This window comes from Kribbella capetownensis (genome assembly GCF_004331485.1).
GTDB classification, from domain to species: Bacteria; Actinomycetota; Actinomycetes; order Propionibacteriales; family Kribbellaceae; genus Kribbella; species Kribbella capetownensis.
Genome location: NZ_SJKD01000010.1, coordinates 291,427 through 313,054 on the forward strand (window position 1 = coordinate 291,427; position 21,628 = coordinate 313,054).

Below are 21,628 nucleotides of genomic sequence, written 5' to 3' on the forward strand. Positions count from 1 at the left end.
AGCTCACCTGACCTGGAGTGGAAGGGGATCGCCGGCGAGGGCGGTGTCGATCTGAACCATCATCTCGCCGGTCACGCCGGGATGCCCGGCCAGCACCTCGAGCAGCGTCGCGGCGGGGTTGAGCCGGCGCATCCCGCTCAACCCGGCGAGGATGTCCTCGGGCAGTGCTCGGCGGTACTGCTCTTCCTCGAGCACTTCGGTCAGCGTCAGCCGGCCGATCGGTGCGTCCGGCCCCAGCTGATCACGTCGTACGGCGGGTTGGAGCGCGCGCTGGGCCTGGTCGCACTGGCGCCGGACGAGCAGATGTGCGGACGTGACCGGGCCTTCGACGGGAAGACCGAGCCGGACGTACTGGTCCTCCGGGGCGTCGTTGGCCCGCATCAGCTCGACCATCAGTGTCGCCAGTTCGAGCTCGAGATCGTCGTCCAGCAAGGGAGTGCGCTGGTGCGGATCGTTCTCCAGGTCGAACAGCAACGAGCCATGCCACCACGGGTTCCCCATCGGCTGCGCCGCGACTCGCAGGACCGGAGCCCCCTGGGTGAAGGTGAAACCCGGGACCAGTTCGGCATCGTGCAACTCGTCGGGCGCGAACCGGGATCGCATGTGCGTCGGCATCAACGTGTAGTCGAACAGGGGAGTGTTCGACGGATCGGCACACGCCCGCAGGTAGACGTACCGTCCGTCGGTCACGTTCACATGGCCGCCGTGCGCACCGAAGAGCGCTCCCTTCCGCGTCGTTCCCCCGGACAGGACGCCGGCCACGCTGCGGCCTTGCATGTCCGGCGGCGTACCGACGTCGAAGAAGTCGAGCAACGTCGGCCCGAGGTCGATCGTCTGGACCAGAGCGTCCCGCCGCTGCCCGGCCTGGCCAGCGCGCGGATCCCAGACGAACAAGGGCGTATGGATCGTCTCGTCGAACCAGGGCTGGACGCTCTTGCCCCACCACCCGCGCTCGCCGAGCAGGAACCCGTGGTCGGTGCACACGATCAGCATCGTGTCCGCCCACAGGTCGTGCTGGTCGAACACGTCGAGGACCCGGCCCAGCGACCGATCGCACATCGCCAGCAGCGCCAGGTACTCACCGCGTGCCCGCTCGACCTCGTCCGGGGTCTCGACCACGCGCCGGTACGACGGCCAGTCGAAGACCGGAGCGTCGGTGTCGACGCCGAGCAGCCGGCGGTAGTTGTCATAGCTGAAGAACGGCTCGTGGGGATCGAAGGTCTCGATCTGGACGAACCACCGGTCCTCGGCGAGGTTGGTGTGGATGAACTCCAGACCGGCGTCGAAGGTCAGCGTCTGACTGTGCTGCGCTTCGTCGGTCAGGTACTGCCGGTTGACCCAGTCCTGCCGGCTGAGGAAGTTGTTCCCGTTCAGCGTCGACGGCGGCTCGGGGTCACGCACGTGCCCCTTCCACCGGTCGCCCTCCTGGCCGCGGAAGAACTCGTACGTCGAGAAGCGGTTGTGGTACGTCGCTCCGCCGTCCTCCCAGTAGTGCTGATGGTCGGTGGCGAGATGGGTGTGGATCCCGTTCCTGCCCAGGAGTTCCGGGACCGAGTCGTCGAAGGGTTCGAGTGGCCCCCAGGACCGGTGCAGGAAGTTGTACCGGCCGGTGTGGAGCTCACGGCGGGCCGGCATGCACGGCATGCTGCCCGCGTAGCAGTTGTCGAACGTGACCGTCTGCTCGGCCAGCCGGCTGAAGTTCGGTGCGTGCACGTTCTGGGCGCCGTACGGCGGGAGCAGCCGCCGGTTGAGCGAGTCGTACATGACCATCACCGCGCGGTTCATGCCACCGCCTCGCTCGCGAGCAGCGCACGCCGTTCCTGCCGGCGGGCGGCCTGCCGATCCGGGTCGGGGATCGGCGCGGCCATCAACAGCCGTTGGGTGTAGGGATGCTCCGGCCGCTCGGTGACCTTCGCCGCGTCGCCGTACTCGACGATGCCGCCGCGGTGGAGCACCGCGACGCGGTGACTGATGTGCCGTACGACGGCGAGGTCGTGCGAGATGAAGAGGTAGGCCACTCCGGTCTCCTCCTGGATCGAGATGAACAGGTCGAGCACGCGTGCCTGCGTGGACAGGTCCAGCGCGGACACGGGTTCGTCGCACACGATGAGCTTGGGCCGCAGCGCGAGCGCCCGGGCGATGGCGATGCGTTGCCGCTGGCCGCCGGAGAACTCGCGTGGCAACCGGTGGACGGCGTCGTGCGGCAGACCGACCTGGTCGAGCAGGGTGCGCACGCGCTGCGACGCCGCCGTGCGGTCGCCGGCACGACGTGCCACCAGCGGTTCGACCAGGATGTCCTCGACCGTCATCGACGGATTGAGCGAGCTGTACGGATCCTGGAAGACGACCTGGATGTCGTCGCTCAGCCCGCGTCGCTGCCGGCGCGGCATCCCGACCAGTTCCCGGCCGTCGAAACGGATCGAGCCGGAGCTGACCGGGACCAGCCCGAGGACGGCGCGGCCGATCGTCGTCTTGCCCGAGCCGGACTCGCCGACCAGGCCGAGCGTCTCGTGCGGCCGGATGCCGAACGAGACCTCGTGCAGGGCCTTGAAGCCCTTCGAGCGCCAGCCGCGACCGGCGTACTCGACCACCACATTCGTTGCCTCAAGCATGGTTCACTTCCAGCCTGGTCCGGGGCGTGCTGTCCTCGAGGGTCGATTCGAGCAGGGACTTGGTGTACGGGTGCCGCGGGTCGGCGAACAGCGGCCGGACGTCGCCGGTCTCGACGATCCGTCCGTCCTGCATCACGGCGACGCGGTCACAGATGTCCGCGACCACCCCGAAGTTGTGCGTGACCAGCAGCATCGCCATCCCGAACTCGGTCTGCAGGTCGCGCAGCAGTTCGAGGACATCGGCCTGCACGGTGACGTCGAGGGCCGTGGTCGGCTCGTCGGCGATGAGCAGGTCGGGCTTGCCGGAGACGGCGCCCGCGATCAGCACACGCTGCGCCATCCCGCCGGAGATCTCGTGTGGGTACGCCGCGAACGTCCGGCGCGGCTCCGGGATGCCGACCCGCTCGAGCAGGCTCAGCGCCTCCGCGATCGCCGCGCGCTTGGACAGACCGGCGACCGCTCGCAACGGCTCGACCAGCTGTTGACCGACCCGGAAACACGGGTCGAGGTTCGACATCGGTTCCTGCGGGATGTACCCGATCCGGCGGCCGCGCAGAACCCGCCGCTCGTTCTCCGGCAACCGGGCCAGCTCGGCGCCGTCGAACTGGATGCTGCTCGAACCGAGCAGGGTCCCGCCCGGTGGCAGCAGACCGAGGACCGAGAACGCTGTCTGGGTCTTGCCCGAGCCCGACTCGCCAACCAGCCCGAGGACCTCACCCCGTCGTACGTCGAGATCCACGCCGTGCACCACCTCGGCGCCGCTGGGGTAGCCGACGGACAGGTTGCGGATCCGCAGTAGTGCGGACTCCCGATCGTCGAGGACAGGCGGGAGCGCGACGACAGGCTGAGGCTTCGGCAGGCGGGTGCTGGACGAAGTGGTGCGCTGGATGACGTCCCGGATCGCGTTGCCCAGTAGGACCAGGGACGCGACCGTCAGCGCGATCGTCATTCCGGGCCACCAGATCGCGATCGGCGAGGTGTAGATGTTCGTGAACGCGTCCTGCAGCATGCCACCCCAGGTGGGGGTCGCCGGGTCGCCCAGCCCGAGGAACTCCAGGCCGGACTGGACGACGATCGCGATACCGGCCACGACCGAGGCCTGGATGACGACCGGTGCCCGGACCACGAGCAGGATGTGGCGGCCGATGATGCGGGGATCGCTCAACCCCGAGACGCGGGCGGCGTCGACGTACAGCTCGTGCTTGACGGCCATCACCTGGCCGCGGACGAGCCGGTAGAAGCCCGGGGAGAGCATCACGCCGAACGCGACCATGGACAGGTAGATCGACGAGCCGAGGGCCTGGAACAGGGCCAGCAGCACGATCATCGTCGGCAACGCCATCAGCAGGTTCGCACCCCAGCCGAAGATCCCGTCCAGGAACCCGCCGTAGTACCCGCTGAGCAGCCCGGACAGCACGCCGAGGGCGAGCGCGACCGACAGCGCGATCGCCGCGCCCAGGAGCGTGTTGCGTCCGGCGTACAGGAGCCGGCTGAAGATGTCGCGGCCGGCGCCGTCCCCGCCGAGCAGGTAGCCGTCGCCCGGGCCGGCGTTGATCTGGTCGAGTCGCAGCGACGTCGGGCTGTGCGGTGCGATCAGCGGTGCCAGCAGACTGGCGAGCACGATCACCGACAAGACGGCGAGCGCCCCGATCGCGAGCGGGTTGCGCAGAACGGGCCGGAGCAGGCCGCGCCGGACCGGCAGGTTCTCCACGCCGACCGGCTGGGTGACTGGCTGGGTCATCGGACACGCACCTTGGGGTTGACCCAGCCACTGACAACGTCGATGGCCAGGTTGACGATGACGACGAGCACGACCAGCGTCACGACGACGCCCATCAGGACCGGTACGTCGCCTTGCAGCGCCGCGTTGATGGTGAGCGTGCCGAGGCCGGGGATGGCGAAGACCTTCTCGATCACCACCGCGCCGCCGAGCAGCGCGATGAACTGCAGGGACAAGACGGTGAGCGCCGGACTCGCCGCGTTGCGCAGCGCGTGCCGGAACAGGACCGACCGGGGACTGAGGCCCCGCGCCCGCAGGGTGCGGACGAAGTCCTGACGCAGTACGTCGATCACGGCGCCGCGGACCTGCTGGGCGGCCGACGCGGTGCTCCCGATCACCAGGGACGCCACCGGCAGCACCAGGGCCGAGGCCCAGCCACCCGGTGACTCCGAGAGCCGCACGTAGCCGGTCGCCGGCAGCACGCCGAGGCTGACCGAGAAGAACACGACCAGGACCAGCGCCACCCAGAAGTTCGGCAGTGCGAACCCGAGCACGCTCAAGACCTGGATGCTGCGGTCCAGCCACCCGCCGCGGACCGCGGCGGCCACGCCCAGGCAGACGCTGATCAGAGCCGTGCAGGCCACCGCCAGGACGACCATCGACAACGTGACCGGGAGCCGGTTGGCGATCGCCTGCGACACCGGTTCGTTGGTGAACCAGGAGATGCCGAGGTCACCACGCAGCGCGTGGCCGGCCCACGACCCGAGCTGTGCGAGCAGTGGCTGGTCCAGCCCGAGCTCGGCGTTCTTCGCGGCGAGCTGGTCGGCGGTCGCGTTCTCGCCGAGCAGGTTGCGGGCGACGTTGCCGGTGGCGGAGAAGGCGAGCAGGAAGGTGACGACCGCGATCATCACCACGAGGACGGCGCAGGCCATCAGCCGGCGCCCGACGAATCCGATCATGGCGTCATTCCTTCGGGGAGAACGAGCTGATGCCGGGGGCAACGTTGTAGGCCTGCATGGCCACCGCGGTCCTGGAGTCACTCAGGAAGACGCTGTTCTCGCGGTACCACGGTGCGAACCACGCCTGGTCCACGAGCCACTTGCTGACCGCCTTCATCGCGGCCGGCAGCTGGGCTTCCGGCGCGGTCTGCGCGGCGGCCAGGAGCTTGTCGAGCCGCGGGTCGCCCGCCTTCAGCGGATTCCACGGAGACTTGCGGGTCACGGCCTTCTGGATGTCCTGCCAGGCGGACTGGCTGCCCAGTGTCATGAACGCGACCGGATACTTGCCGGACAGGATCTCCGGGATGACGGCGTTCGCCGGGACCTTGACCCACTTCACCGTGATCGCGATCGCGGCGAGTTGCTGGGTGATGATCGCGTTGTACTGCGCGAAGTTCGCGGCCTCGGGCATCGTGATCGTGAACCCGTCGCCGTAGCCGGCCTCGGTGAGCAACTGCTTGGCCTTGGCCACGTCGTAGTTGTAGCGGCCGTCGAGGGACTTGTCGTAGCCGTCGCCGGCGACGTTGAAGATCTGCGTGGTGAGCGCGCCCTCGCTGTGCGAGACGTTCTTCAGGATCGCCTCCCGGTCGAAGGCGTAGTTGATCGCCTGGCGGACCCGGACGTCCTTCAGCGCCGGCACGAGCTTGCCGTCGCGGTCCATCAGCAGCAGGCCGTTCCAGTTGACCGGGGTGGTGTTCACGGTCAGGCCGGTGCGCTTGGCGTCGGCCAGCGAGTTGGTGTCGGTGAGCGCCGCGTTCAGCTGACCGGACTTGAGCGCGTTCAGCCGCGCGGTCAGATCCGTCATGGGCTTGATCACGATCTTGTCGTACGGGAAGGCGGCCGCGTTCCAGTAGCCGGTGTTGCGGGTGTAGGTGTACGTGCTGCCGACCACCGTGCCGGCCTTGTCCAGGACGTACGGCCCGCTGCCGACCGGGGTGGTCGCGACCGTCGGCGACTTCAGCGACTTCGGCGAGGCCATCACGCCGCCGACGCTGGCCAGGTAGTCGATCAGGCCCGGGTCGGGTGTCTTCAGCTTCAGGTTGATCTCGGTCGGGCTGACGATCTGGTACGTCGTGACCGACTGCGACATGTACGAGTTCTGACCGGTCCCGGCGGCCAGGTTGGTCAGGTTCGCCCGGACCACCGAGGCGTCGAACGGGGTCCCGTCGGTGAACTTCACGCCGCTCTTCAGCTTGAGGTTCAGCACGGTCCGGGTGGGGTCGTACTTCCAGGCCGTGGCCAGCGACGGCTGCAGCTTGTTGCTCTTGTCCCGGGTCAGCAGCGTGTCGACCACCGGCGACCAGTACTGCATCTGGTTGCCGATGTTGAGCTGGGTCGGGTCGAAGGAGTTGTTGTCGAGGACGTTGGCGATCGTCAGCGTCTTGGCGGCCGACGAGCTGCCGGCACCGGCGCCGGAACAGGCGCCGAGGCCTGCCACGAGGGCGGCGGCCGCGACGACGGCACCGCCGCGGCGGATGAGCCGGGGGATGAGCATGCTGGGCTCCTTAGGGTGCGGTGGGCACCGCGGGACGAGGGGCGGCAACGGGGATGTCGGCGCCGGGGACGAAGCCGATGCGCCAGCTCTTGACCCAGATCGGGCCGGGTGGGGTGAAGGGTCCGGTGCAGAGACGCCAGGTGCGGCCGTCGTCGGCGTACCCCTGGAAGGGCTGTCGGTCCGCGACGCAGTCCTGGGGTGGGTCCGTGGTCCAGGCGACGATCGAGCCGGCGGTCGGGCAGGTCGCCTCGATCAGCTCGCCGTGCTGCTCGACCACTGCATCGGCGCAGTGTGGCCGCTGCCCGCCGGGCTGCCACTCGGCGAGCAGTTCGCGTTCGGGTTTTTGGCCGAGATCGCCGGTGGCCGCCAGCCGGCCGTCCAGCGCGTCGGACAGTCGCTGCCGGACGTCGGCGTACTCGGGCCGGCCGGCGAGGTTGTGCTCCTCGTGCGGATCGGCCTCGACGTCGTACAGCTCCTCGGCCGAACGTTTGCTTGCGGCAACGATCGAGCGCTGTAGGTCGGTCAGGATCGACGGCTGTTGCCCGAACGCCAACTGTTGCTGGGCTTCCCGGGAGAACAAGCGGCGCAGCTCGGTCCACGTGGCCAGATGGTCGGGGTACTCGCAGTGCCCCATCGGCGACCGGTCGGGATGGAGATGCCGCGTGTAGCGGTAGCGCCGGTCGCGGATCGAGCGGGAGGTGTCCTCCTGCTCGCCCATCCGGTCCCGGGCGCTGACGACGTACTCCTCGCGGCGTGCTCGCGGCGCACCGTCCGGACCGAGCACTACCTCGCCGTGCATGTGCCCTGGTACGTCGAGGCCGCACATCGCGAGCATGGTCGGCGCGAGGTCCATCAGCCCGACCGGAGCGTCGTACGCCGAGCCGTGCGCGATCCGGTTCGGCCAACGCACGATCAGTGGTTCGCGGAAGCCGAGCTCGCTCGCCCAGCGTTTGCCTCGCGGCATGCCGAGGCCGTGGTCACTCCAGAACACGACGATCGTGTCGTCCGCCAGGCCGTCCTCCTCGAGCTCGTCGAGGATGGTCCCGACCCAGTGGTCCATCTGGGAGACCAGCTCGAGATATCGCTTCCACGCCTTGCGGTACACCGGAGTGTCCGGGTGGTACGGCGGCAGCTCGACCTCGTCCACGCGCCGGGCCTCCGGCGTACGGCGGGCGAACTCGTCGTCGTCCAGGTAGAGCTGCGACTCGTGCGTGATCAGGCTGTGCACTGCCAGGAAGAACGGCTGGTCCGGGTCGTCGCGCAGCCGCCAGTGGGCGTGGTCGCCGACCACGTCGTAGACCGGGTTCGGGATCTCCAGCTGGAAGTCGGTGAACGACGTGTTGCCGGTCCAGTACCCGGCCTCCCGGAAGTACTGCGACAGCAGCCGGACCTCAGGTGGTGGCGTGGCCCTGGTCCGCATGTGCATCGTGCCGATGGCCGGTGGGAAGCACCCGGTGACGATCGCGCTGCGGGACGGGCCGCACACCGGCGCAGCGGCGAACGCCCGGTCGAACCGGACCCCCTCGGCCGCGAGGGCGTCCAGGCGCGGGGTGCACGCCTGCTCGGCGCCGGGCCAGACACCGGCGTAGCAGCCGAGGTGCGGATTGATGTCGTGCGTGCTGATCCACAGCACGTTCGGCCGGGAAAAGGGCATGGCGATGCTCCTGAACGGGTGACCGGCTCTGGTCGCGAGCCGGGTGGGAGTGCGGGGGTGCGGGTGTGGTCAGTCGACGGCGCGGATGGTCCGTTGGCGAGAGCGGTCCTGCAGTTCGTCGCGCAGCTCGATGCACCAGGCGACATGGGCGTCCATCGACCGGGCGCCGTGCTCGTGGTTGCGCTCCGCGACCAGCGCGGCCAGGTCGGTGTCGAACGGGATCTGCGGGTCCTGCGGCAGGGCGCGGTCCCGCTCCCGGAACCGCTTGATCTGCAGCTGCCGGGCGTGGATCTCACGCTCCAGCAGCTCGATCACCTGGTCGGCCTGCAGGAAGCCGCTGAACGCGAGCCGGCCGAAGAAGCCGGGATCCTGCGAGCGCGTGGTGGTCGGCGTGTACGGCGTGGTCAGCCAGTCCATGAACACGGTCACGCCCTCGTCGGTGACTCGGTAGGTCTTGGCGTCCTGGGCGCCCGGCCGCGGTTCGACCGTGTGCCAGACCCAGCCGCGCTCCTCCATCGACGACAGCACCCGGTACACCTGGCTCATCTGGGTGTTGGGCCGCTGGAACCGCCCGTGGGTGTCCATGTAGCGCTTCAGGTCGTACCCGGTGCTGGGCCGCGTCAGCAGGACGCCGAGAAGGATGTGCTCGAGCTTCATGGCTGCCGCCGTCCCTTCGGGGTATGACACAAGTGGAATGCTCTTGAGGACACCACAAGTGGAATACCCCGTCAAGAGTTCGGCACCCTGTCCAGGATTGGACATCGCTTTCCGGCGGATCGCGCGGTGACCTAGATTGATTGCCCATGGCCATGTTCGATTTCTCCCTCGACAAGCTCCGCGCGTACCGGCCCGAGGTGGCCGCGCCCGCCGACCTGATCGATTTCTGGCGCCGCTCCCTGGACAAGGCGCGTACCGACGACCTCGACGCGATGTTCACCGAGGTGGACAACAAGCTCGCGGTGATCGACACCTACGACGTGACGTACGCCGGCTTCGGCGGCGCCCCGATCAAGGGCTGGCTGCACGTGCCGGCCGGGGCGACCGGACCACTGCCGACGGTCGTACAGTACTTCGGCTACTCCGGCGGCCGCGGGTTCCCGCACGCGACCAACCTGTGGGCACAGGCCGGCTACGCCCACTTCGTGATGGACACCCGCGGTCAGGGCTACAGCGCCGGCGGCGGCAGCGGTACGGCGGACGACAGCGCGTACGCCGGTCTCAACCACACTCCCGGGTTCATGACCGCAGGCATCACCGACCCGGAGACCTACTACTACCGGCGGGTCTTCATCGACGCGATCCGGGCACTGGAGGCGGCCCGGACGTCACCCTTCGTGGACCCGGACCGGATCATCGTCACCGGCAGCAGCCAGGGCGGAGGCATCGCGATCGCGGCCGCCGGGCTCGCGGGTCTGGCCGGGATCGAGTTGCTCGGCTGTGCTCCCGACGTACCGTTCCTGTGCCATTTCCAGCGTGCGCTGCAGATTACCGACAAGGACCCGTACGGCGAGATCACCCGGTTCCTGAAGGGATTCCGCGAGCACGTCGAACCGGCGTTGCGGACGCTGAGCTACTTCGACGCCGTCAACCTCGGCCGCCTGGCCACCGCCCCGGCGTTGTTCTCGGTCGCGCTGATGGACGCGACCTGCCCGCCGTCGACGGTGTTCGCGGCGTACAACCACTACGGCAGCGCGCAGAAGGACATCGAGGTCTACCAGTACAACGAGCACGAGGGCGGGCAGACGTACCAGCAGCTCGCGCAGCTGAACTGGTTCGCGCAGATCTTCGCCGCGAAGGAGTCATCGGTGGACCGATGAGTTTCCGCCGCGGCTGTCGTTACACGGTCAACAGCGTCGGTCAGACTGTGACCGACCCGACCGCAGGAGGCAGCAGATGGACTGGAAGCTCGAACTCGTGATCGTGCCGGTGTCGGACGTGGACCGGGCCAAGAAGTTCTACACCGAGCAGCTCGGTTTCACCGAGGACGTCGACCACCGGGCCGGTGACGACTTCCGGGTCGTGCAGCTCACGCCGCCCGGATCCGCATGCTCGATCACCATCGGCACCGGACTGACCAAGGCCGAGCCGGGCACGTACGAGGGCACGCACCTGGTGGTGAACGACGTCGAGGCGGCCCGGGCCGAGTTGGTGGAGCGCGGTGTCGAGGTCAGCGAGCCGTTCCACTTCACCGCGGCGGGCAAGCAGGACGGAGTGCACCCGGACCGCAGCGACTACGGCACCTTCCTCAGCTTCCAGGACCCGGACGGCAACGGCTGGACGGTCCAGGAGGTGGGCAAGGCCTCATGAGCACGCTCGAGGAGGCGGCGTTCGCGGGTGACGAGACCGCGTTCGCCGACCTCGCGGGCCGGTACCGGCGCGAGCTGCATGTGCACTGCTACCGGATGCTGGCGTCCTTCGACGATGCGGAGGACGCCGTACAAGAGACGTTGCTGCGGGCCTGGCGCGGCCGGGACTCCTACGACGGCCGCACGTACTTCCGGGCGTGGTTGTACCGGATCGCGACCAACGTGTGCCTGGACGAGACCCGGCGGCACGCGCGCAGACAGAACGCGTCGCCGGGGGAGATGGTGTGGCTCCAGCCGTACCCGGACCGGTTGCTGGACGAGATCGCTCCGTCCGCCGACCAGCCGGACGCGGTCGCAGTGGACCGGGAGACGATCGAGCTGGCCTTCCTGGTCGCACTCCAGGCGTTGCCGCCGCGACAGCGGGCCGCACTGATCGCCCGGGATGTGCTGGGCTGGCCCGCCACCGACACCGCCACACTGCTCGAGACCAGTGTGGCGGCCGCGAACAGTGCTCTGCAGCGGGCCCGGGCGACGATGCAGCAGCAGTTGCCTGCTCGCCGTACCGACTGGACCGCGCCACGCCCGACCGCCGCCGAGCGGGAGCTCCTCGATCGCTTCATCGACGCGCACGAGCGGTGCGACACGGCGGCCGCGGTCGCCATCGCGGCCGAGGACCTGCGCGTCTCGATGCCGCCGGACCTGCTGTCGTTCGAGGGTCTGGACGCGTGCCTGCCGTTGTTCGAGCGGGCGTTCGGCCCGGACCGCGACGGCGACTGGCGGCTGGTGCCCACCGTGGCGAACCGGCAGCCGGCCGCGGCGTCGTACCTGCGCCGGCCGGGGGACACGGAGTTCCGTGCGTTCAAGCTCGACGTTCTCCGCGTCACCGCGGACGGTCTGATCGGTGAGATCACCACCTTCGGCTACTCCCGCTTCCCGGCCTTCGGTCTGCCGCTCCTGTGGTCTGTCTAATCTGGAGGCACGCTCACCGGACACGAGAAGGTGGAAGATGCTGGGACTCCCCACGGGGATCAGGGCTTGTCTGTTCGACCTCGACGGTGTGCTCACCGACACCGCGGCCGTGCACGCCGCGGCCTGGAAAGAGATGTTCGACAAGTTCCTCCAGGCGTACGCCGACGAGCACGGCCAGCCGTTCACTCCCTTCGACGCCCGCGAGGAGTACGACGCCTACGTCGACGGCAAGCCGCGTGTCGACGGAGTCCGGGACTTCCTCACGTCGCGGGGGATCAGCCTGCCGGACGGGACCCCCGACGACCCGCCGGACGCTGTGACCGTCAACGGTCTCGGCAACCGGAAGAACGAGGCAGTCCAGCGCCGGATCCGGACCGAGGGCGTGCACGTCTTCGAGGGCTCCCGGCAGTATCTGAAGGCCGTCGAGGCGATCGGACTCCGCCGGGCGGTGGTGTCGTCGAGCGCCAACACCCGCGAGGTCCTCGCCGTCACCGAGCTGGCGCAGTACGTCGAAGAGGTTGTCGACGGCATCACCATCCGGACCGAGGGGCTGCGCGGGAAACCGGCGCCGGACACGTTCCTGGCCGCGGCGAAGAGGTTCGGGCTGGATCCGTCCGAGGCCGCGGTGTTCGAGGACGCGTTGGCCGGCGTGTCCGCCGGCCGATCCGGGCATTTCGGGCATGTGATTGGTGTTGACCGGGTCGGACAGGCCGATCAGCTCAAGGTCCACGGTGCCGACGTCGTGGTCCGCGACCTGGCCGAGCTTCTGGAGGGTCGATGATCGATCGCGGGCACCATCCGATCGAGCCGTGGCGGCTGCGCGAGACGCGGCTGCAGATGGACCGGCTGGCCCAGTCCGAGTCGCTGTTCGCGCTGTCCAACGGGCACATCGGACTGCGCGGCAATCTGGACGAGGGCGAGCCGTACGCGATCCCGGGCACCTATCTGAACTCGTTCTACGAGCAGCGCCCGCTGCCGTACGCCGAAGCCGGGTACGGCTACCCCGAGTCGGGGCAGACGCTGGTGGACGTGACCAACGGCAAGCTGATCCGGCTGCTGGTGGACGACTCGCCGTTCGACATCCGCTACGGCTACCTGACCCAGCACGAGCGTTCACTGGACTTCCGCTCCGGCATCCTGCAGCGCGACGTGGACTGGACGTCACCCGGCGGCAAGCGGATCCGGGTTCGCAGCCGCCGACTGGTGTCGCTGACCCAGCGTGCGATCGCCGCGATCGAGTACGTCGTCGAGCCGGTGGACCAGCCGGCCCGGTTCGTGGTCCAGTCCGAACTGGTCGCGAACGAGAGCCAGCCGAAGCTGTCCGACGATCCGCGGGTGGCCGCCGTACTGGACAACCCGTTGAAGCCGGTCAGCCACGACGGTGGTGAGAACGGCGTCGTGCTGATCCACCGGACCACGCGGAGCCGGCAGCTGATGGCGGCTGCGATGACGCACGAGGTCGAGGCACCCGCGCGGTACGCGATGGACCTGGATGTGCGGGAGAACTGGGCCCGGTCCACGGTGATCTGCCAACTGCAGCCGGGGGAGAGTCTGCGCGTGGTGAAGTACCTCGCGTACGGCTGGTCGAGCCTGCGCTCGGAGACGGCGATCCGCGACCAGGTCGCCGCCGCACTGTCCAGCGCTCGCTTCTCGGGCTGGGACGGTCTGGTCAAGCAGCAGGCCGATTTCCTGGACGACTTCTGGGACGGCGCCGACGTCGAGGTGCACGGCCACTCCGAGTTGCAGCAGGCCGTCCGGTTCGCGCTCTTCCATGTCCTGCAGGCGGGTGCACGCGCGGAGCGGCGTGCGATCCCGTCGAAGGGCCTGACCGGCGCCGGGTACGACGGCCACACGTTCTGGGACACCGAGGGCTTCGTGCTGCCGGTGCTCAACTACACGCTGCCCGATGCGGCGGCCGACGCACTCCGTTGGCGCCACTCCACCCTCGGCATGGCCAAGGAGCGGGCAGCGGTGCTGGGGCTGCGCGGTGCGTCGTTCCCGTGGCGGACCATCCGTGGCCAGGAGTGTTCCGGCTACTGGCCGGCGGGGACGGCGGCGTTCCACATCAACGCCGACATCGCCGACGCGGTGATGCGGCACCACACCGTCACCGGCGACGACGAGTTCCTCGAGGAGGTCGGGCTGGAGTTGCTGGTGGAGACGGCCCGGTTGTGGATGTCGCTGGGCCACCACGACCGGCACGGCCGGTGGCATCTGCCCGGCGTGACCGGACCGGACGAGTACAGCGCTGTTGCCGACGACAACGTTTTCACCAACCTGATGGCGGCGCGCAACCTCCGGTCGGCGGCCGAGGTGGCGGTCAAGCACCCGGCCAAGGCCCGTGAGCTCGGCGTCGACAGCGAGGAGGAGGCGTGCTGGCGCGACGCGGCCGCCGCCGTGCATGTGCCGTACGACGAGGACCTCGGCGTCCACCCGCAGTCCGAGGGCTTCACCGGGTACGCCGAGTGGGACTTCGAGGCGTACAAGGACAAGTACCCGCTGCTGCTGCACGCGGCGTACTTCGAGCTGTACCGCAAGCAGGTGATCAAGCAGGCCGACCTGATGCTCGCGACGTTCTGGTGCGGCGACGCGTTCACGCCGGAGGAGAAGGCGCGCAACTTCGACTACTACGAGCGGCTGACGGTGCGGGACTCGTCGTTGTCGGCCTGCGTCCAGGCGGTGATGGCGGCCGAGGTGGGCCATCTGGACCTGGCCTACGACTACGCCTACGAGGCCGCGCTGATCGACATGCGGAACCTGCACCACAACACCGGCGACGGCCTGCACATGGCCTCACTCGCCGGTGCGTGGACCGCGCTGGTTGCCGGCTTCGGCGGACTGCGTCAGGTGGAGGGCGGCCTGTGCTTCGATCCGGCCCTGCCCGAAGGCCTGCCCCGGCTGGTGTTCACGATTCGGTGGCGCGGCGTCCGGCTGAAGGTGGACATCAACTCGGTCGACGTGACCTACAGCGTCCATGACGGTCCGGGGGCGAGCATGACGTTGCGCCATGCAGGAGAGCGGATCACCGTGACGACGGATTCGCCGGTGACCCGCTCCCTGGAGAAACGTCAGCCGTTGCTACCGCGGCCGACCCAGCCGGTGGGCCGGGAGCCGCGGTCGGCCATTGCGCACAACGACCACTGAGCACAACGACCCCTGAGCGTCGGACTGACTGCTCGGTTGGGTCAGCGCTGGCTGATCGAGTGCTTGCGGCGGGCGGACAGCGACTCCGCGGTGCCGACCAGCAGGACCGAGGAGATGACCGCGACGACGAAGCCGAGGACATTCAGCTCGAAGATGCCGCCGGTACCGAGAATGCCGGCGATCGTGCCGCCGATGACGGATCCGGCCAGGCCGAGTAGCAGGGTGGCGAGCAGGCCGAGCTTCTGCTTGCCGGGCGTGAAGAGTCGGGCGAGCGCGCCGATGATGAGTCCGGCAACGATGAAGCCGATCATGGTCTGATTCCTCCGGGTGCGAACGATTCTGTCTCCAGTGTCCGGCAGACAGGGTCGCCGCGCAGTTGGAGTTGACCCTGATCGCACCCGGAGCCGACCCTGGGTCAGCCGCGCGCCAGCGCCGCGAACAGCCTGGTCGTCTCCAGCAGTTGCGGAGTTCGTTCCAGCCAGTTCAGCACCGTGGTGCTGGTTCGCTCGGCGGCTCGCTCGTCGTTGGAGAGCAGGGCCTTGTAGCTCGCGCGGCAGGTGGACTCGGCGCCGAGCACCTCCGCGTAGAGCTGGATGTCTCCCAGGTCCGGCCGCTCCTTGAGCAGTTGCAACGTGCTCTTCGCGCACTCCAGCAGCGTGGTTCCAGGCTTCTTCGTGTGCGAGACCAACTGGTCTGCCAGTCCCTTCACGACGAAGTACTCCGCGCTGGACGCCTTGTCCCTCAGATAGCGCACGCTCGCCGGCTCACGGACGTCGTCGGACAGGGCACACACCGCCCAGCCGGGTGGCACGATGACCGCCTGGCTGGACGGAAACCCCGTCGGCAACTCGGTCACCGCGCTGAGACCGCCGCTACCGGTCACGGCTGCCAAGGCTGCCACCGAGGCCGGATCGGTCGGGTTGGCGTGCCGCGCGGCCGTGAGGCGCGTGGTCCACCGCTCGTCCGGTATGACGACGACCGACAGGAGTCCCGTGTTCTTGAGCAGCAGTGACGTCTGGGTCGCATCGGTGCTGGCGTCCAGCCGTACGCCGTCCATCGCCGACGCCGGCTCCACCGGTACGTCGGACTTGAAGCAGTTGGCCGCCGGCCGCAGTGGAGCCGCCTTGCTCGGCGGTGGAACCGACGGAGTGACCGTGTCTCCACTCGATTGATCGGCCCCCGCGGCGCTCGAACATCCCGCGACCAGGCCGAGTACAGCGACACATGCCAACGTCCACGCACGAACCACCACGATGCCCCCCTGCGACCACGCCTCCGAGCTCACCAGGTCCCCACCTGCTCGGGCGTGTACCAGACCAGTTTGGCATCGCACCGGGGTTATCGCCAACGCCCTGCGCGGCGGGTTGTCGATGGACCGGGCAGTGTCGAAATCGGCTCGGCCGGAACTTGTCCGCGGGGTGGATTAGCCTCGGGGCGTGACTGTCCACCAGCTGTCCCGGCGGGACGCGCGGCGCCTTGCCGTGCGTGCGCAACTGCTCGGACGCGAACGGCCGGCCGGACTGATGGAGATGGTTCGTGGCCTGACCGCGGTGCAGCTCGATCAGACGGCTGCCGTCGCACCCAACGCCGACCTCGTGGCCTGGAGCCGGCTCGGCTCGTCGTACTCGCCGGCGGAGCTGGCCGAGGCGCTCGCGACGCTGGAGCTGCTGGAGTTGCGGGGGTTCGCCCGCCCGAGCGAGAGCCTGGTGCTGTTCCGCGCCGAGATGGAGGCGTGGCCGGGGACGGGTCCGCTGCTCGACTGGCAGGAGTACCGGCGCGACTGGGTGAAGGCCAACGAGGGTTGCCGGCTGGACATCCTCGAGCGGCTGCGGCAGGACGGTCCGCTGGTCATGCGCGAGCTGCCGGACACCTGTGTGGTGCCGTGGAAGTCGAGCGGATGGACCAACAACCGCAACGTCTCGCAGCTGCTGGAGTTCATGATCCAGCGCGGCGAGGTGGCGATCGCGGGCCGGGACGGGCGCGACAAGCTCTGGGATCTGGCCACGCGGGTGTATCCGGACGAGCCGGCGATCCCGATCGAGGAGGCGCGGCGGATCAGGGACGGACAGCGGCTGCGCTCGCACGGCATCCTGCGCGTCAAAGGTGAATCGTGCCCGGGCGAGCCGCTCGACGCCGGCGTTGCGGGGGAGCGGGCCGTGGTCGATGGTGTCCGGGGCGAGTGGCGCGTCGACCCGGAGCTGCTGGGTCAGCCCTTCGCCGGACGGACGGCGTTGCTGTCGCCGCTGGACCGATTGGTCTACGACCGGAAGCGGATCCTGGAGCTGTTCGAGTTCGACTACCAGTTGGAGATGTACAAACCGGTCGCCAAGCGCCGCTGGGGGTACTTCGCGCTGCCGATCCTGCACGGCGATCGGCTGGTCGGGAAGGTCGACGCGACCTCGGACCGCAAGGCCGGTGTGTTCCGGGTCGACGCCATTCACGAGGACGCACCGTTCTCCAAGGCATTGAGTACGGCGGTGCATCGCGAGCTGCAGGATCTGGCCAAGTGGCTCCAGCTGCACCTCGTCGTGAAGTCTTGACGAGGACGCATGTTTACGTGAACATCGCAGCGTGAGAGCAACCGCCCGCCGTATCGCAGCCGTCACCCTCAGCCTCGTCGCGCTTGGTACCGCGCTGGCCGTTCCCGCCGTCGCGGCCCCGCCGCCGCCGACGACGAACGACTTCCGCGGGGTCAACTGGGCCGATCCACGGGACAACTACGCCGACGACGAGGTGGTCCCGTCCGGACTGAGCACGGCCGACGACTACAAGACGACGTACCGGAAGGCGACCGGCATCGTCGGTGAGTTCCGCCACGAGCTGAAGGCCAACACGATCCGGCTGCCGATCAACCCGTCGAGCGTCGGCACGGCCTGGTGGAACTCGTACCGCGCCGCCATCGACGCGTCCGTCGCGAGCGGCTTCAAGGTGATCCTGAGTTACTGGGAGGCCGACAACGCCAAGGACGGCCGGGTCGACGACCTCGCGAAGTTCGACGCGATGTGGGACACCGTGTTCAACGCCTACGGCAAGAACCCGCGGGTGTACTTCGAGCCGATGAACGAGCCGTTCGGCTACTCGCTGCCCGAATGGGTCTCGCTCACCTCGTCCTGGATCCAGCGCCACCTCAGCGTTCCGCGCGGGCGGTTCGTGATCTCGGGCACCGGCTACAACGACAACGTCACCGGAGTCGGCGCGGCGCCCGAACTCGAGGGCACGCTGCTGTCCCTGCATTTCTACGGCTTCTGGGCCTCCGACACGACCGAGGCCGCGTGGCTGGCGAACCTGCGGCCGCGGATCGGTTCGTACGGCTGGCGCACGGTCATCGACGAGGCCGGCTCACCGATGACCATCGGCCTGAACTACGGCAACCACGAAGGCAACGTCTACACGGCGTACCTCGGTGCACTCACCCAGGTCGCGCGCGAGAACAAGATGGGCATCGTCTACTGGCCCGGTCTGCGGACCGGCGACTCGTACTCGATGACCACGCAGGTCGGCCCGGCGGACCTGGCGGTGAACAGCCAGAGCGGTCGCGCGCAGCTGTGGTGGGGCTGGGGGCTGCTCAAGAAGGAGCCGACGAACAACCTGCCGCCCGCGCCTCCGGGCGAACCGCTGCGTGGAGTCGCCAGCGGCCGGTGCGTCGACGTACCCGGCTTCTCGACCAGCCCTGGTACGGCGCTCGACCTGTGGGACTGCAACAACGGCGGCAACCAGTCGTGGAACTACACCGCGGACAAGCAGCTGACGGTCTACACCGACAAGTGCATGACTGCCGGGGCAGCAGCCGGGAGTGCGGTCACCATCGAGAACTGCACCGGAGCAGCCACCCAGGCCTGGAAGCTGAACGCCGACCAGACCGTCACCAGCGTGGCCGATCCCGGCCTCTGCCTGGACGCCGCCGGCGCCGGGACGGACAACGGCACAGCGGTCGACCTGTGGAACTGCAACGGCGCGGACAATCAGAAATGGACCCGCTCCTGACTACAGTCCAGCGGGTGGATCTGTTTGATGAAGACCTTGCCCGGACCGCGGGCGAGCGCGAGGTGCTCGAGGCGTTCCTCGACGCGCACCGCCGCGTCACGGTCGACAAGCTCCGCGGCCTGTCCGAGGCGGACGCCCGGCGCCGGCTGGTGCCGTCGCTGACCACGCCGATCGGGTTGGTGAACCATCTCGCCGGCGTGGAGCGCAACTGGTTCCAGCACAGCATCGCGCAGCGGCCCCGCCAGGAGATCGCGGGGGACGCACGCGGCGGCGAGGACAGCTGGACGGTCGCCGACCACGTGACCATCGACGACGTCATCGCCGCCTTCGAGGAGGCATGCGCCGAGTCTCGGCGGATCGCGGCCGACCTGCCGCTGGACCACGTCGTACCGCACGAGCGGCTCCGCGAGGTCTCGCTGCGCTGGGTCTACGTGCACATGATCCGCGAGCACGCCCGCCACGGCGGGCACGCCGACATCCTGCGCGAACAGATCGACGGCGCGACCGGGGCTTAGTGTCCTGAGTCGGGGGTTCGACGAACCCCCGACTCAGAACACTAGGCGAAGCCGCCGTTGCTCAGCAGGAGCTGTCCGTTGATCCACTGGCCTCGCGGGGAGCAGAGGAAGTCGATCAGGTTGGCCGTGTCCTGCGGCGTACCGAGCCGGCCGAGCGGGGTCTGGCGGATGCCGCTCGCGCGGATGTCGTCGGTCATCCAGCCGGTGTCGATCGGGCCGGGGTTGACCACGTTCGAGCTGACACCGAGGTGGGCCAGTTCCTCGGCCGCGGCCAGGGTGATCCGGTCCAGCGCGCCCTTGCTCGCGCCGTACGGGAGATTGCCGACGGTGTGATCGCTGGTCAGCGCGATGATCCGGCCGGTGCCCGGCGTGCCCTTGAACCGTAGGCCGTACTCACGGATCAGCAGCCAGGTCGCCCGCGCGTTCACGGCGAAGTGCCGGTCGAAGCTCTCGAGCGTGGTGTCGAGGATGCCGGAGTTGACCGACTCGGTGTGGCACATCACCAGCGCGGTCACGCCGCCCAGCCGCTCCTCGGCCGCGGCGAAGATCCGCTCGGGAGCCGCCGGGTCGACCAGGTCCGCCTCGATCGGGACCGCGGTCGCCCCGAGGCCGGTGAGTTCCTTGGTGATCTCCTCGGTCGCGCCCGACTGCACGCCCCACGTCATCCGCTCGTCGTACGCCGTCCAGTAGGTGAACGCGATGTCCCATCCCGAGGCGGCGAGTTGGCGGGCGATGCCCGCGCCGATGCCGACGGTGCGGCCGACGCCGGTGACGAGCGCGACAGGACGGTCCGAGGTGGGGAGAGTCATGCGGCGATTCTGCCGGTCCGGGCTTCTGGATGAGAAATCTGTAATGTTCGGCTCATGCGGTTCACCGGGAGGGATCGCAGGCTGTGAGCATGCGATCTCCACGTCTGATCTACGGGCTTGTCGCCGGCGGAGCACGTTGGTCGATCCGGTGGAGCATGCGCGGATGACCTGTGACGTCGGGCTCCGGTTCCTCGACGCGGGGAAGTCGATCGACGTACTGCCGGACACCGTGCTGGTGGAGAGCAAGACGGCCGGGCGTGCGGGAGTCGCGGATCGCGTCCTGCGCGAGCTTCAGGTCCGGCCGATCCACGTCAGCAAGTACTGCGTCGCCCCCGCGCTGCTCAATCCCGATCTGCGGTCCAATCCGTGGCACCGGACCGTACGGCTGTTCACCCGGCCGGGATGATGTGTGCGTCCGGGCCCGGGAAGAACAGGGACTCGGTGTCGGTGTCGGACCAGTGCACCAGGTACGGCGGTGCACCGCCAGGGTCGTGGACCTCGACGATCTGGCCCTCCCGCCGGTGTGCGCTCAGGTGGGTGCTCTCGACAACTACCTGGTCGCCGGCCGCCGCCTTCACCGAGCCCACCCGCCCGAGTCGAACAACTCCTTCGCTCCCATCACAACCTCCGTCGCCACTGGTCGGACAGCGACCCCGTTGCCGCCCCGAGTCACCCCCAGCTTCGCCCCGAACCCCGGCCCGGCACCACCCCTCGGGCCCGGTCAGATCACCGCGATCGCGTCCGCATCGGACGTCAATGGATGTCGGTGGCGAGGCGGGCGGCCAGCGCGGCGAAGATCCCGGCGCAGACGCGTTCCAGGCGGCGACGGACGGTGCTGCCCGCGCGGAGGAACTTGCTGGTCAGGCCGCCCGCGAGCAGCGCGACCGAGGCGTCGACCGGGAAACCGACCAGGATGAAGATCGCGCCGAGGACCAGGAACTGGACGGTCGCCGGCCAGGCGCTCGCGCCGGTGCTGATGAACTGCGGGACGAACGCCAGGTAGAACAGGATGACCTTCGGGTTGGCGAGGTTCGTCAGCGTCGCCATCAGATACGTCTTGCGCAGCGTCCGCCGGGGTACGTCGGGCACGTCCTCGGGCTCACCGACGTGCTGCCGGCTGGCCCGCCAGGTCAGGTAGGCGAGGTACAGCAGGAACGCCGCTCCCGCGATCCGTACGCCGTTCAGCACCTGGGGCGCCGCCTGGATCAACGCACCGAGCCCCAGCGCCGCCGCCACGGTGTGCACCACGATCCCGGTCGACATCCCCGCCGCGGCGACCACCCCGGCTCGTCGGCCCCCGACCGCCGCATTCGCCGCCACGAACAGCATGTCCGGCCCCGGCACCACGCTCACCAGGAACACGGCCACCACGAACCCCACGACTACCGAAGTCTCCATCTCCCCATCCTGACCCGGCGTCGC

General features: G+C 69.0%; 21 protein-coding genes. 9 read left to right on the top strand and 12 right to left on the bottom strand.

What is annotated here, in order from left to right; translation table 11 throughout:
• Positions 1–3: 3 nt before the first annotated feature.
• From E0H75_RS36300 to E0H75_RS36330, 7 genes are all read right to left on the bottom strand, one after another.
• Positions 4–1,785, bottom strand: a complete 1,782-nt coding sequence (locus E0H75_RS36300; protein ID WP_131518226.1) for a sulfatase — start codon at positions 1,783–1,785, stop codon at positions 4–6.
• Positions 1,782–2,612 carry an ATP-binding cassette domain-containing protein gene (locus E0H75_RS36305; RefSeq protein ID WP_131518227.1) on the bottom strand — a complete coding sequence of 277 codons (831 nt, stop codon included), beginning with the start codon at positions 2,610–2,612 and terminating at the stop codon, positions 1,782–1,784. Before E0H75_RS36305 ends, E0H75_RS36300 begins: the two co-directional genes overlap by 4 nt.
• Entirely contained in the window at positions 2,605–4,353 is a 1,749-nt protein-coding gene (locus E0H75_RS36310) for a dipeptide/oligopeptide/nickel ABC transporter permease/ATP-binding protein (RefSeq protein ID WP_131518228.1), read from the bottom strand. Before E0H75_RS36310 ends, E0H75_RS36305 begins: the two co-directional genes overlap by 8 nt.
• Positions 4,350–5,291, bottom strand: a complete 942-nt coding sequence (locus tag E0H75_RS36315; protein WP_131518229.1) for an ABC transporter permease — start codon at positions 5,289–5,291, stop codon at positions 4,350–4,352. The genes E0H75_RS36310 and E0H75_RS36315 overlap by 4 nt, the downstream gene beginning before the upstream one ends.
• A gap of 4 nt (positions 5,292–5,295) precedes the next feature.
• Positions 5,296–6,825, bottom strand: coding sequence for an ABC transporter substrate-binding protein (locus E0H75_RS36320; RefSeq protein ID WP_131518230.1), 1,530 nt, complete (start codon positions 6,823–6,825; stop codon positions 5,296–5,298).
• Positions 6,826–6,835: 10 nt separating this feature from the next.
• Positions 6,836–8,479 (bottom strand): sulfatase family protein, encoded by a 1,644-nt coding sequence (locus E0H75_RS36325; RefSeq protein WP_131518231.1) that lies wholly within the window; start codon positions 8,477–8,479, stop codon positions 6,836–6,838.
• 69 nt (positions 8,480–8,548) lie between these two features.
• Positions 8,549–9,136, bottom strand: coding sequence for a PadR family transcriptional regulator (locus E0H75_RS36330; protein ID WP_131518232.1), 588 nt, complete (start codon positions 9,134–9,136; stop codon positions 8,549–8,551).
• A 146-nt stretch (positions 9,137–9,282) separates the two neighbouring features.
• Here E0H75_RS36330 and E0H75_RS36335 point away from each other — a divergent pair, with 146 nt between their 5' ends.
• The 5 genes from E0H75_RS36335 to E0H75_RS36355 all read left to right on the top strand — a co-directional run bounded on the left by E0H75_RS36335 (position 9,283) and on the right by E0H75_RS36355 (position 14,898).
• Positions 9,283–10,296, top strand: coding sequence for an acetylxylan esterase (locus E0H75_RS36335; RefSeq protein ID WP_131518233.1), 1,014 nt, complete (start codon positions 9,283–9,285; stop codon positions 10,294–10,296).
• A gap of 76 nt (positions 10,297–10,372) precedes the next feature.
• The gene (locus tag E0H75_RS36340; protein WP_131518234.1) at positions 10,373–10,786 is read left to right on the top strand and encodes a VOC family protein; all 414 of its coding nucleotides are present in this window, start codon (positions 10,373–10,375) and stop codon (positions 10,784–10,786) included.
• Positions 10,783–11,754: an RNA polymerase subunit sigma-70 gene (locus E0H75_RS36345; RefSeq protein WP_131518235.1), complete on the top strand. Its 972-nt coding sequence runs from the start codon at positions 10,783–10,785 to the stop codon at positions 11,752–11,754. Before E0H75_RS36340 ends, E0H75_RS36345 begins: the two co-directional genes overlap by 4 nt.
• 37 nt (positions 11,755–11,791) lie before the next feature.
• On the top strand, positions 11,792–12,535 hold the full coding sequence (locus E0H75_RS36350) for a beta-phosphoglucomutase family hydrolase (RefSeq protein ID WP_131518236.1): 744 nt from the start codon (positions 11,792–11,794) through the stop codon (positions 12,533–12,535).
• Positions 12,532–14,898, top strand: a complete 2,367-nt coding sequence (locus E0H75_RS36355) for a glycoside hydrolase family 65 protein (protein WP_131518237.1) — start codon at positions 12,532–12,534, stop codon at positions 14,896–14,898. The genes E0H75_RS36350 and E0H75_RS36355 overlap by 4 nt, the downstream gene beginning before the upstream one ends.
• A 41-nt stretch (positions 14,899–14,939) precedes the next feature.
• Here E0H75_RS36355 and E0H75_RS36360 read toward each other — a convergent pair whose 3' ends face one another.
• A complete protein-coding gene (locus E0H75_RS36360) occupies positions 14,940–15,209 on the bottom strand; it encodes a GlsB/YeaQ/YmgE family stress response membrane protein (protein ID WP_131518238.1) in 270 nt (89 codons plus the stop codon).
• Positions 15,210–15,313: 104 nt separating this feature from the next.
• Positions 15,314–16,183 carry a hypothetical protein gene (locus E0H75_RS36365; RefSeq protein WP_131518239.1) on the bottom strand — a complete coding sequence of 290 codons (870 nt, stop codon included), beginning with the start codon at positions 16,181–16,183 and terminating at the stop codon, positions 15,314–15,316.
• 151 nt (positions 16,184–16,334) lie between these two features.
• Between E0H75_RS36365 and E0H75_RS36370 the strand changes: the two genes are divergently transcribed.
• Genes E0H75_RS36370 through E0H75_RS36380 form a run of 3 tightly spaced genes read left to right on the top strand, consistent with a single transcriptional unit; the run spans position 16,335 to position 19,397 of the window.
• Positions 16,335–17,438, top strand: a complete 1,104-nt coding sequence (locus tag E0H75_RS36370) for a DNA glycosylase AlkZ-like family protein (RefSeq protein WP_131518240.1) — start codon at positions 16,335–16,337, stop codon at positions 17,436–17,438.
• A 31-nt stretch (positions 17,439–17,469) separates the two neighbouring features.
• Complete coding sequence (locus tag E0H75_RS36375; protein WP_131518241.1) at positions 17,470–18,882, top strand: ricin-type beta-trefoil lectin domain protein; 1,413 nt, start codon at positions 17,470–17,472, stop codon at positions 18,880–18,882.
• 14 nt (positions 18,883–18,896) lie between these two features.
• Positions 18,897–19,397 (top strand): DinB family protein, encoded by a 501-nt coding sequence (locus tag E0H75_RS36380; RefSeq protein ID WP_238163487.1) that lies wholly within the window; start codon positions 18,897–18,899, stop codon positions 19,395–19,397.
• Positions 19,398–19,438: 41 nt separating this feature from the next.
• Here E0H75_RS36380 and E0H75_RS36385 read toward each other — a convergent pair whose 3' ends face one another.
• Positions 19,439–20,206 (bottom strand): SDR family oxidoreductase, encoded by a 768-nt coding sequence (locus E0H75_RS36385; protein ID WP_131518242.1) that lies wholly within the window; start codon positions 20,204–20,206, stop codon positions 19,439–19,441.
• Positions 20,207–20,369: 163 nt separating this feature from the next.
• On the opposite strand from E0H75_RS36385, the gene E0H75_RS36390 reads away from it, so the two are divergent.
• The gene (locus tag E0H75_RS36390) at positions 20,370–20,612 is read left to right on the top strand and encodes a hypothetical protein (RefSeq protein WP_131518243.1); all 243 of its coding nucleotides are present in this window, start codon (positions 20,370–20,372) and stop codon (positions 20,610–20,612) included.
• Here E0H75_RS36390 and E0H75_RS36395 read toward each other — a convergent pair.
• Together E0H75_RS36395 and E0H75_RS36400 are read right to left on the bottom strand one after the other, a co-directional pair.
• Complete coding sequence (locus E0H75_RS36395) at positions 20,596–20,793, bottom strand: DUF1918 domain-containing protein (protein ID WP_238163488.1); 198 nt, start codon at positions 20,791–20,793, stop codon at positions 20,596–20,598. The two genes, E0H75_RS36390 and E0H75_RS36395, sit on opposite strands and share 17 nt — an antisense overlap.
• Before the next feature lie 166 nt (positions 20,794–20,959).
• Complete coding sequence (locus E0H75_RS36400) at positions 20,960–21,604, bottom strand: LysE family translocator (protein ID WP_131518244.1); 645 nt, start codon at positions 21,602–21,604, stop codon at positions 20,960–20,962.
• Positions 21,605–21,628 lie beyond the last annotated feature (24 nt).